The sequence below is a fragment of the Oerskovia rustica genome (assembly GCF_014836555.1).
In the GTDB taxonomy this organism is placed as follows: domain Bacteria; phylum Actinomycetota; class Actinomycetes; order Actinomycetales; family Cellulomonadaceae; genus Oerskovia; species Oerskovia rustica.
Map to the genome: position 1 here is coordinate 25,281 of NZ_JACSQQ010000003.1, position 11,097 is coordinate 36,377.

Annotated in this window: 10 protein-coding genes; 4 read left to right on the plus strand and 6 right to left on the minus strand. The window is 70.8% G+C overall.

Translation table 11 applies throughout. The features are described 5' to 3' along the window. Window positions 1-303: 303 nt before the first annotated feature. A complete protein-coding gene (locus H9652_RS02265; protein WP_191794471.1) occupies window positions 304-1,815 on the plus strand; it encodes an exonuclease domain-containing protein in 1,512 nt (503 codons plus the stop codon). Window positions 1,816-1,830: 15 nt separating this feature from the next. Here H9652_RS02265 and H9652_RS02270 read toward each other — a convergent pair whose 3' ends face one another. From H9652_RS02270 to dcm, 3 genes are all read right to left on the minus strand, one after another. Beyond that, window positions 1,831-2,553 carry an ABC transporter permease family protein gene (locus H9652_RS02270; protein ID WP_191794472.1) on the minus strand — a complete coding sequence of 241 codons (723 nt, stop codon included), beginning with the start codon at window positions 2,551-2,553 and terminating at the stop codon, window positions 1,831-1,833. 248 nt (window positions 2,554-2,801) lie between these two features. Continuing rightward, entirely contained in the window at window positions 2,802-3,230 is a 429-nt protein-coding gene (locus tag H9652_RS02275) for a very short patch repair endonuclease (RefSeq protein WP_191794473.1), read from the minus strand. A gap of 96 nt (window positions 3,231-3,326) precedes the next feature. Beyond that, window positions 3,327-4,961: a DNA (cytosine-5-)-methyltransferase gene (dcm, locus tag H9652_RS02280; RefSeq protein WP_191794474.1), complete on the minus strand. Its 1,635-nt coding sequence runs from the start codon at window positions 4,959-4,961 to the stop codon at window positions 3,327-3,329. A 147-nt stretch (window positions 4,962-5,108) separates the two neighbouring features. On the opposite strand from dcm, the gene H9652_RS02285 reads away from it, so the two are divergent. After that, window positions 5,109-6,524, plus strand: a complete 1,416-nt coding sequence (locus H9652_RS02285; RefSeq protein ID WP_191794475.1) for a hypothetical protein — start codon at window positions 5,109-5,111, stop codon at window positions 6,522-6,524. Between the two features lie 42 nt (window positions 6,525-6,566). Here the strand turns inward: H9652_RS02285 and H9652_RS02290 are convergent, their stop codons facing one another. Then, the gene (locus tag H9652_RS02290; RefSeq protein WP_191794476.1) at window positions 6,567-7,406 is read right to left on the minus strand and encodes a VOC family protein; all 840 of its coding nucleotides are present in this window, start codon (window positions 7,404-7,406) and stop codon (window positions 6,567-6,569) included. A 217-nt stretch (window positions 7,407-7,623) separates the two neighbouring features. On the opposite strand from H9652_RS02290, the gene H9652_RS02295 reads away from it, so the two are divergent. Beyond that, window positions 7,624-8,664: an ADP-ribosylglycohydrolase family protein gene (locus H9652_RS02295; protein ID WP_318243949.1), complete on the plus strand. Its 1,041-nt coding sequence runs from the start codon at window positions 7,624-7,626 to the stop codon at window positions 8,662-8,664. 46 nt (window positions 8,665-8,710) lie between these two features. Here the strand turns inward: H9652_RS02295 and H9652_RS02300 are convergent, their stop codons facing one another. Next, on the minus strand, window positions 8,711-9,217 hold the full coding sequence (locus tag H9652_RS02300) for a hypothetical protein (protein WP_191794478.1): 507 nt from the start codon (window positions 9,215-9,217) through the stop codon (window positions 8,711-8,713). Between the two features lie 162 nt (window positions 9,218-9,379). Next, window positions 9,380-9,904 carry a nucleotidyltransferase family protein gene (locus H9652_RS19530; protein WP_225227627.1) on the minus strand — a complete coding sequence of 175 codons (525 nt, stop codon included), beginning with the start codon at window positions 9,902-9,904 and terminating at the stop codon, window positions 9,380-9,382. Between the two features lie 179 nt (window positions 9,905-10,083). Here H9652_RS19530 and H9652_RS02310 point away from each other — a divergent pair, with 179 nt between their 5' ends. Then, entirely contained in the window at window positions 10,084-11,058 is a 975-nt protein-coding gene (locus H9652_RS02310; RefSeq protein ID WP_191794479.1) for a glycoside hydrolase family 19 protein, read from the plus strand. Window positions 11,059-11,097 lie beyond the last annotated feature (39 nt).

Consider the following 11,097-nt stretch of genomic DNA (forward strand, 5'->3'; position numbering starts at 1 on the left):
CCGCACCGCAGGCCGAAGGGGGGTGACCGGCGGGGTCGTCGGCGAGGGCGTCGGGGAGCTCGTCGAGGAGGGGGTCGGCGAGGGCTGCCCGGGGCCCGTCTCCCCGCCCTTGCAGCCTGTGAGCACGGCGACGGACAGCAGGACTGTGGTCGTGATGGCGGCAGTGCGCACTACGGCTCCCCGATGAATTGGTATGTCCGTCCAGGTTAAAAACGATTCGCGCGTCTCGCTCGGCGAGAACTCCCTCGACGCCTTCTATGCGCGGACTTCACCCCGCAGCCCGGACCTGGCACGCTGTCCCCCGTGCCCGGATTCGCCGTGATCGACCTCGAGACCACAGGGTTCTCGCCCCGCCAGCACGACCGCATCGCCGAGGTCGCCGTCGTCCTCACCGACGCCGCCGGCCGCGTCCAGGACGAGTGGTGCACGCTCGTCAACCCCGAGCGCGACCTCGGACCCCAGCACGTGCACGGCATCAGCGCGGCAGACGTCGGGCTCGCGCCCACGTTCGCCGTCGTCGCGCCGCACCTCGCGCGGCTCCTCGAAGGGCGCGTGATCGTCGCGCACAACGCAAGCTTCGACACCCGGTTCCTGCGCGCCGAGCTCGGCCGCGTCGGCCTGCCCGTGGGGATCGACCCGCTCGCGTGCCTGTGCACCATGCGCCTCGCCGGGACGTTCCTGCCGTCCGCGCCGCGCGGGCTCGCGATCTGCTGCGAGCTCGCCGGGGTCGTGCACGACGGCGCCCACTCCGCCCTCGGGGACGCGCGCGCCACCGCCGGACTCCTCGAGCACTACCTCGGGCTCGACGACACCGACCCGCTCTGGGCCGTCGCGCACGAGGCGTCCGCGACGCACTCATGGCCTGGGCTTCCGGCGGCTGCCGACTTCGTCCCCGTGCTGCGCGGCGCGAGCCGCCCGACCGGCCACTGGCTGTCCGGCCTGTCCGACCGCCTCGACCGCGTCCCCTTCCCACCCCAGGCCGACGACTACCTCGCGCTCCTCGACCTCGCCCTGCTCGACCGGTACGTGTCCTTCACCGAGCGCGGGGCACTGCTCGCCGCCGCCGACGAGGCAGGGCTCAGCCGCGCGCAGGTCGAGTCGCTGCACCACGGGTACCTCGACGCGCTCGCGCGGGTGGCGCTCACGGACGGAGTGCTCTCCGACAGCGAGGTCGCCGACCTCCACGAGGTCGCTGGCCAGCTCGGCATGGACGCCGACGACGTCGCGGCGGCGGTCGCGCGCGCGGGGCGCGGCGTGCTGATCGGGGCGAGCACCCTGCCCGACGGCGGTATGCACCTGGGCGTGACGCCTGCCGTTCTCGGCGGAGCTCCCGACGCCGGAGCGCACCCGGGCGCGGAGGCGAGCGGCGCCGTCGGGCTGGGGGCTGGCCGCAGTGCTGACGGCGGGCCGGCCGGGGGTGCGGACACGGCCGTGGTGGTCGCGTCCACCACGAACGGTGCCGGCGCCCCGGACGCCGCGGTCGTCGACGGGGAGGCCGCCGTGCTGGTCGCGGTGACTCCGATCCCGGTGACTCCGGCCGTGGCGAGCGTGGCTGACCGGCCGCGGTTCAGACTGGCGCGGGGCGACGAGATCGTGCTGACCGGGGCCATGACGCGACCGCGCGAGGACTGGGAGCGTGAGGCGCGGGCCGCCGGGCTCGCACCCTGGCCGAACGTCACCAAGCGCACGCGCGTCGTCATCGCCGCCGACCCGGACTCGCTGTCCGGCAAGGCGCGCACGGCTCGGCGGTACGGGATCCCGGTCGTGAGCGAGCGGGTGTTCGAGGAGCTGCTGGGGCGGGTCACGGTCGGCTGACCTCTCCGGGGGAGGTCATGCCAACGCTGCTTCGTCGGGCGCCGACGGTTCCCACGAAGCGGTGACGTAGTGCGTCGTCGGCGGGGTCCGCGCCCCGCTGAGACCCTGCACGATCGGTGAGACCCGGTCGACGACGCGGAGCTCGCCGTCGACCACGCACACCTGCCGCGGCCGGTGGCGCCCCGGGAGATACCCCTGCGCGCACTCACCACTGCGCACGTCGACCAGCCGCGCGCCCGTCCAGTGCGCGTACCGGACGGCCTCGACGAGCTCCACCACGCGGCCACCCGGCACCGCGTCGGCCCGGAGGAACAGGCGCGCCCACCGGCGTCGGCTGCGCGCGACGAACCACGCCGGGCCGGCGACCGGGGCGAGGAGCAGCGTGCCGACGACGACCATCTGCATCGTGCTGGTGGCCGACGACACCGGTTCCCCGCCGACCTGGACCGCGAGATGCGGGCCGACGAGGAACGCGGCGAGCGGCAAGGGAGAGAGGAAGACCGCCACGAACGGCAGCAGCAGGCCGACGAGGGTCGGTCGGAACCAGTAGTGGGTGGCGAACCACGGAAGGTAGAGGGCGAGCAGCACAACGCCGACACCCCCGTTGTACGCCAGGCCCTCGTCGCCGCGCACGACCCCCGCGATCCAGATCACCAGGACCGAGACGAGACCCGCGACGACGAGCCCCGTGAGCACCAGGCCCGCGGTAGCCCACAGCCGTGTGACGGTCGTACCCATTCCGACTCCCCCTGTCGTTGATGCCCGGGCCGCACGGCGCGCGCCACGGGACAGGACCGGCGCGCGACGCGCGCCCTGGGACCATCGTGGTGCTGCTACCGGGTGCGGTCGCGGTTGTCCACAGGGGTCAGACGGCCTCGATCTCGCAGCCACGCTCGGGGCACGGGGCAGTCTGACGTCGGCCGTCACGAGCACCACGTCGAGGTGTTCCGCGAGCGCGACGTACGCGGACCGTGAGAACGCTTGAGTCAGAGGGAGCCGCTGAGAGTGGCGCAGATCCGGTCGGATGCCGCGTGAGGCTCTTCGTGCTCCCAGAAGCGCAGGACGGTCCATCCCGCATCCTCCAAGTGGCGTGTGGTCTCGACGTCCCGCACCGCGTTTCGCTGGAGCTTGGCGTCCCACCAGTCCGAGTTGGAACGTGGGTGCGTGCCGTGCTCTGGGCAGCCGTGCCAGAAACAGCCGTCGACGAACACCGCGACCTTGACCCGGGTGAACGCTATGTCAATACTCCGGCGTGCCATACCAGGGACCGGGAAGGCGACGCGATACCGAAGACCGCGCGCATGAAGGACCCGGCGCACGTCAAGCTCTGGTTTGGTGTCTCGACGGCGTGCCGCGCTCATTCGACGGCTCACCGCCAGGCTCGAAGCCCCAGGGTGCGGTCCGACGAGTGCCATCCGTCTCACGCTACCGCCCGGCCCGGGCACCAAGCCATGTCGACGTTGCAGAGAGATCGACCAGCTCCGGTCGCCGGGAGTCAACTTCAGGCGGCTTCAGGCCGCGCGGGAGCCTTCTACCACATCGGTCCTCGACACCTTGGCCTGACCTCGGGTGACCGCCGCCGCGATCTTCTCGCGCAGGTCCCCACCTGTCACACGCATCGTCTCGCGCACTGCCGCGAGGACTCTACGACCTCGCTCATCGAGCTCGAGGAGCGCAGCGTCTCGCTCAACTTGCGCAGAGAGCGCCTGGGCCACGACACCCGTGTTGACCCCGTTGCCCAACTGCTTCCATGTCGCGCCCTTGAACGACGCCGGAAGCCCCTGAAGCAGAGTTCCTTCCTCGATCGTCAGTCGGCGCTCGAGCGGGCCGATGATCGGTGTCTGCGAGATCGCCACCAGGGCCGGCAGGTGGGTCATCTGCTTGACGCGCAGGCCCGAAGGACGCATCGAGATCACGCAGTCACGGATCGAGCCCGAGTCCTGAGCCTGCCACTCCATCTTCTGGCGCGACTCCGGGAACTGGCGCGTCGTGCCTAGCCAGTTGGGCGTCCACCGCGACTCGTCCGCGCCCTTCTCGGTCGCGACCTTCTCGTCCGCGCCCTTCTCGGTCGCGACCTTCTCGGTCGCGCCCTTCTCGGTCGCGCCCTTCTCGGTCGCGCCCTTCTCGGTCGAGGCCAAGAAGGCGTCGTAGGAGCGCAGTCGGTCGTAAAGCTCGTAGTTCTTCCTGAGATGGCTGACCTTCCACGCCATCCCCGCGGCGCCCTCGAGCGCGGCCCGACGTTCGTTCTCATCCGTGGTCCAGACGTTCGCCCAGATCGGGAAGCCCGGGATCTCCTTCGCGGGGAGACCGGCACGGTCGGCCTCATGTGCGAGCATCGCACGCATTCGCTGGACGAGGCGCTCCCAGTGATCGATCCACCGCCACTCGTCCACGCTGACAGACGAGCCACCGACATTCTTCTCGTCAAGCGGCAGGTCGGCCATCAGGTTCCAAGGGCGCTGCATCTTCAGGTGGTCCAGCGCGATCGGCTTTACGGTCTCGTCGGTGTCCTGGACGGGATCGGGGAGGACGATCCTGCCCCTCGCGAGAGCCTCTTCGGCCTCCGGGGTCGGCCGCAGAGGAGCGACACGCGTCGCCGCGATGAACACACGATCACGTGTCTGAGGGTGCCCCCCGAACTCCGGCGCAACCTTGACCGGAGACAGTACCGATGCCGTGTGGCTCACACGATATCCAGCCTTCCGAAGGCGCTCGATGATCACGTCCCACTCGTGCACGTGACGCGGTCCGGCGAGGTTGCGAACGTTCTCGAGCAGCACCACAGCGGGCTTGCGGTCGTTGACGATCCGCATGATGTCGAAGAACAGCGTGCCCCGGATCTCGTCCATGCCCTTCTGAGCACCAGACTTCGAGAACGGCTGGCACGGGAAACCAGCCACGAGCACGTCATGCTCGGGCACGTTGACCTCTAGCTCGGTCTGAGTGTCGAGCGTGATGTCGCCCTTGTCGTTCGATCCGAGGGGGCGCATACCCCAGTTGGCCTCGTAGACGTCCTGGGCAGCCTTGTCGATCTCGACCGCATAGACGCACTCTCCGCCCATCGAGTCGAGGACGGCGTGGAAGCCACCGATGCCGGCGAAGAGATCGATGTACCTGAAGGCCGCAGTCTCAGTCTGGTGGCTCACGGATACTCCATCTGCCGAGTCGGGGTCGAACACGTGTTCTAGCTAACCGCATCCTGCGCGCGAGCGCAAGTACCCCTGTCGGATGTTGTGAGCGAAGCCCCAGTCTTCCACGAACTTGGCATCTCCCCGCTGTGCCAGGCTGTGCACGTGACCGACACCACGTTCAACCCTGCGACATCGATTCCTGAGGCAAGTGCACGCATGTTCGCCCTCACCACGTCCCAGGACTCCGGGACGCGTGGGCCAAAGCGCTCACTGGTGGCGCTTGCACAGAGCATTGGTCTCGACGTGGATCTCAGTGCGGTCAACGCGACGCTCGGTGGTCAGATCGCCGCAGCCTTGTCGGTCGACTGGGTTGCCGAGCACGACTACATCGGACTCCAGGTGACGCTCGCCGGCATGAACACCCTGCTTCGTGCAGCGTCGTACAGCCTCGCCGCCCTGTCGCGCTCATCGAACGTCGGGTCGAAGACGACCGCCCAGCAGGTCATGAAGGCGTTCCCCGGTTTCAGACCGGCGGAGAGCAAGCAACAGGCAGTCGATCGCATCTGCGACATCGCGGGAGTGCCGCACGACCTGCTCGGCCCTGGAGGCAAGGAGCACACGTGGACGCTGAAGGACCTCGCGAGGCGCCACGCACCGCACCTGCTCGACCAGAGGAGGACCAAGCACGACCTGGCGGCGGCGCTGTGCAACGAGTTTGGTGTCCCATGGCTCGACTCGGCTGGCTCGACAGGCGCAAGCATCACGCTGGAGGGGCTCAACCTCATCCTTGCTGGTGCCGAGAGGCATGCCCACGTCTCGTCTGCCGCTTGGGCGACCGCGGCTGACGAGGGGACCGCCCTGGTGGACGCACTTCAGCGTGGACTGCCGGACCACTGGGACGGGCGGGCATGCGTCGAGTGGATGCGCGAGAGCGGCTCGACGCAATGGCGCCAGATGGAGTGGGCCGGGTTCTACTTCGAGGAGAAGGTCCGCGAGATTCTCAACGAGCTCCGTCCGACACCACCTGTCGGCGGACCCAAGGTCAGGTTCGGAAACACGATCTTTGACTACGCCTCGCCGACGCGCGTCTGGGACGCAAAAGCCCACACCGCGATGACGGCGGCCCACCCCTCTGACGGGCATCCACCGAAGCGGAGCAACGGTGCGATGTGGCTGAACGACTCGCGCGCTGTGAAGCAGTGCATCGCTGAGCAAGGGCTCGGCTTCCTGGTGGTCGACGGGCTCGCAGGCCTTGATGCATCCGGCGGATTCCGCGAGTGGCACAAGGCCTATGGGGAGTCCGATGGACGCCCGCTGAGTGGTTACGTCGCCAGCACGGGTACATCTCGTCCGCGGAAGGCCGTGTGGAAGCCTCTGATGCTCCGAGCGATCTGGATCGAGGACCTGCCTGCCCTCGATGCCGGGATCGCCGCCGGTTGGATAGTGCAGAAGGAACAGCCCGACTGGGGAAGCGGAGACGCGCGGCGTCGACGCAACGACAAGTTCCAGGGAAAGCCCCACTTGGCAGCACCGTGGCACGTGGCTTCCCATGTCTGGCCGAACCAGACCTTCAAGTAGGCCCGCGACTCGCGCCGACCCGACAGTGTCCTTTTCGCGCGCCTATCCCCACTCCTGCGGCGCGAACTGCGACAGCGTCAGCTCCGCTCCCTGCGGGTCGCGCACCACGGCCTCGCGCACCCATTCGTTCTCCGACGTCGACAGCACGACCCCGCCGGCCCGCTCGGCCGCGGTCGCGCTCTCGTCCCGGTCGGCGACGGAGAACGCCACGTCCCAGCGCGCTGGGTCGGACACGCGTGCGACTCCCGCGGCGACGTCGGCGAACCTCGGCGGTGCGAACTCCTGCCGCTCGTGGATGCCGGGATCGACGGTCCGTGCGAGGTGGTCGCCGTAGCCCGGGACGCGGAACATCCCGGCGCCGAGCTCGGGGTCGAGCTCCCACCCGAGCAGCGGACCGTAGAAGTCGAGGGCGCGGTCGGGGTCGGGGGTGAGGAGGTTGCTGAAGTTCCAGGTCCCCGGCTCGTTGACGCGTTGGGCGCCGAGGCGCGTGCCGGCCTGCCACAGGCGGAACCGTGCTCCCTGCGGGTCCTGGACCGAGGCCATGCGTCCGGGTGGGCCGACGATCTCGGGGCCGGAGAGCAGCACGCCGCCGTCGGCCGCGACCGCCCCGGCCGTCACGCCGATGTCGTCGACCGCGACGTAGGTGATCCACTCGGGCGTCGCGTCGCTCCCGTCGGGCGGGGAGGCGATCGCCGCGACGTCCCGCTCGTCGAGCGAGGCGACGACGTAGCGCCCGGGTGCGCCGGGCGGCATCTTGTCGGTGAACGTCCACCCGAACAGGGCGCCGTAGAACGCGGTGGCGGCGTCGACGTCGGGCTGCTCGGTGTCTACCCAGCACGGCACCCCGTGCGGGTACGTGCGGGGCTGCGTCGGTGAGCTCATGACGACCTTCCCGGTCCCGCACGGTGCGGGGCCTCCCGCATCCCACCTTCCCAGCCGCCGCCGACACGGGCCTCCGGAGGAGTGCGCGAACGCCGAGCGTGCAGTTCGGGTGGTCCGAACGCCCCGGAGACAGCCCCAACTGCACACTCGGCGGGCACTGCGCTCGTCACTCAGCCCCCGCTGCTCCCCGAGGTCCTGCGCCCCCTACGCTCTCCCCGTGACCACTCACCTTGCCCCCGACCTCCTCGACCGTGCCGCAGGCGTCCTCGTCGTGCAGGCGTGCGGCGACGCCCTGGGCGTCCCGTACGAGTTCGCGACGCCGCCCCGCGCCGACGAGGCCGCGGTCATGCGCGGCGGTGGGCTCGGCCCCTACGCACCCGGCGAGTGGAGCGACGACACGCAGATGGCGGTGTGCGTCGCTCGTGTCGCGGCACAGGGTCGGGGACTGACGACCGAGGGCCCGCTCGACGACGTCGCCGCGGCCTTCGAGGCGTGGCTCACCGGGGGCGCGTCCGACGTCGGCACGCAGACCGCCGCCGTCCTGAGGAACGCCGCGCACCTCCCCGGGCGACCGGCCGCGAGGTTGCGCGCGGCGAGCCAGGCCCTCCACGTCTCGACGGGCCGGACAGCGGGCAACGGTGCGCTCATGCGCACCGGGATCGTCGGGGTGGTCGCCCTGGACGACCGCACCGAGACGGCCCGCGCAGCCCGCGCCGTCGCCGAGCTCACGCACACCGACCCGCTCGCGGGCGAGTCCTGCGTGCTGTGGTCGGAGGCGGTCCGGGTCGCGATCACTCAGGGGATGCTCGACGTCCGCGCGGGACTCGACCTCCTGCCGCCCGGTCGACGGACTCTCTGGGCGGCATGGATCGCGGACGCCGAGCAGGATCGTCCCACCGCCGACCTCGGGGCCAACGGTTTCACGGTCACGGCGTTCCAGGCCGCGTGGCACGCGATCGCCTCCACCAAGGTGCCCGACGGCGGAGCCCAGCTGGAGCGCGACGGCTCGGCTGCGTCGTCGGGCGCCGTGGCCGAGCGCGCGCCGCACACCGTGCGCGCGCTGCAGGCAGCAGTCAGGATCGGGGGCGACACCGACACGGTGGCCGCCATCGCGGGGGCGCTCCTCGGCGCGCGCTACGGGACGAGCGACCTCCCCGCCGAGTGGCTCGACCTGGTCCACGGCTGGCCGGGGCTCGATGCCGAGGGCCTCGGCGAGCTTGCCCACGCGACTGCCCGACGCGGCAGGAGCATCCCCTGACCCGAGCACCCGGCCCGGGGGCGAGCACCGTGGTGAAGACCGACGCCTAGCCTTCCTCCCACCCCGGGCACCCCGCCGCCTCACCGCGCAGCACCGATCCCCCGGACACCCCTACCTCGGTGTGCCCGGTCGAGCGGAGCGTGAGGACGGCCCCGTTGGCGTCCTCGGCCGAGAGGAAGGCCCAGCCGCCGGTGAGTGACTCGTTCTCGTGGCGGGCGTGGAACCCGTGCTCGGTCAGGACGGCGTCGAGAGTGTCGACGACCTGTGCCCGGGAGCCGTCGATGCTGATCGGCTCCTCGGCGCGCCACCCCGGGGTCCAGAACGGGCACCGGCCCTCGGCGACCTCCCACACGATCGGCGCCCGCTCGACGGACGTCCACTCACGGGGTCCGGCTTCGTCGTCGACCACCTCACGGACGTCGGCGAGGACGGCGCCGTAGTGCTCGGGCGCGTCAGCGAGCGTGACCGTCGCGGGTGCCGACGAGCCGTTCCCGCCGCACCCCGCCACGAGCGCGGCCGCCAGCAGCGCGCTCAGGACGTCCCCACCTCGCATGGCCCCCCCGCACTGCGTCCGAGGCTCCCGCGCGGAGCCCGGGCGACCATACCGACCGCCCCGGTCCGCCGGAGACTTGTCCACAGGAGCGCCCCGCGACGTGCCGCCGCAGGATGCCCAGGTGGTGCAGCGCTTCCTCGCCCCGTTCCCGGTCTCCGCGCTTCACAGCGGGATCGACTCGATCGTCGCCGCGACCTCCGGCCGGAGCGCGCGGGCCGGTACGACGTCCACCCGACGCCCGAGGAGCTCCCCGAGCTCGACCTCGAGCGCACCCAGCGCGAACAGTCCGACACTGGCCTCCAGGTCCACCAGGAGATCGACGTCCGACTCGGCCGTGTCCTCGCCTCGGGCCACCGAGCCGAAGAGTCTGACGTTCGCGGCTCCGTGCTTCGCCGCAACCCGGACGACCGCTGCACGTTCCTCCATGACACGGTCGAGGAGGGTCTGCTCCTCGACGACCTCGTCCGCGGTCTTCGTTGCGACACGCTGCAACCGATGGACCTCGGGCTGGCTCCGACCGATCGACGCACCGATCCGTCGCTGGCTCCATCCCAGGTCCGTCGCCTGTCGGACCGCCCGGACGAGCGACGAACGCGCCTCGTCCCGCGCCGCGTCGGCCCGACGCGCCACCCGTCCGAGGTAGGCAGCAAAGGCGCTCTCGACCGGCGACGAGTGATCCTCTGACAACCGCCCCACCTCCTGATAGCACAACCTATCAGGAGGTGTTCCCTGCGCGGAAGGACTCCGCTCGGCGACGCCGCACGAGCAACGAGCGCCCTACGTAGTACCCCCTACGTGCGTTGACCATCGCCCGGACCTCCCGACAGGCTCGCAGACGTCCCCTGTTATCGACGAGAGGCACGTGCATGCTCACGGCACGAACGATCCGACGACCAGCGACGGTGCTGGCCCTCCTTGCTCTTCTCCTGACGACGGCCCTCGCGTGGTCGATCGCCGGACCCGCGCCCCGTGCGGCCGCTGCCGAGGTGTGCGCTCCGGCGTGGTCCTCGTCCGCGGTGTACACGGGCGGCGCCGTCGTCTCGAAGGACGGCCAGAACTGGAAGGCCGGGTGGTGGACCCAGGGCGAGGCCCCGGGCACCACGGGCCAGTGGGGCGTCTGGCGCACCCAGGGCGCCTGCGGCTCGACCGGCGGCACCACCGGCGGCACCACCGGTGGCACGACGGGCGGCACCACGGGTGGCAGCACCGGTGGCGGCACGGGCGGCTTCGTGGTGAGCGAGGCCCAGTTCAACCAGATGTTCCCCAACCGGAACCCGTTCTACACCTACCAGGGCCTGGTCGCGGCGCTCAGCGCGTACCCGCAGTTCGCCACGTCGGGCGGCACCGAGGTCGCCAAGCGTGAGGCGGCGGCGTTCCTCGCGAACGTCAACCACGAGACGGGCGCGCTGGTCTACGTCAAGGAGATCAACACCGCGAACTACCCGCACTACTGCGACGCGAGCCAGTCGTACGGCTGCCCCGCGGGTCAGTCCGCGTACTACGGCAAGGGCCCGATCCAGCTCTCGTGGAACTACAACTACAAGGCCGCGGGCGACGCCCTGGGCATCGACCTGCTGAACAACCCGTACCTGGTCGAGACCGACCCGGCCGTGGCCTGGAAGACGGGCCTGTGGTTCTGGAACACGCAGTCGGGTGCGGGCACGATGTCCGGTCACCAGGCGATCGTGGGCGGCTCGGGCTTCGGTGAGTCGATCCGGTCGATCAACGGCACGCTCGAGTGCAACGGCGGCAACCCTGCGCAGGTGCAGAGCCGCATCGCGGCGTTCCAGCGCTTCGCGCAGATCCTGGGCACGACGACGGGGTCGAACCTCACCTGCTGAGTCGTCCCTGCCCTGCCCGACGGCGGAGCGCACCTTCCG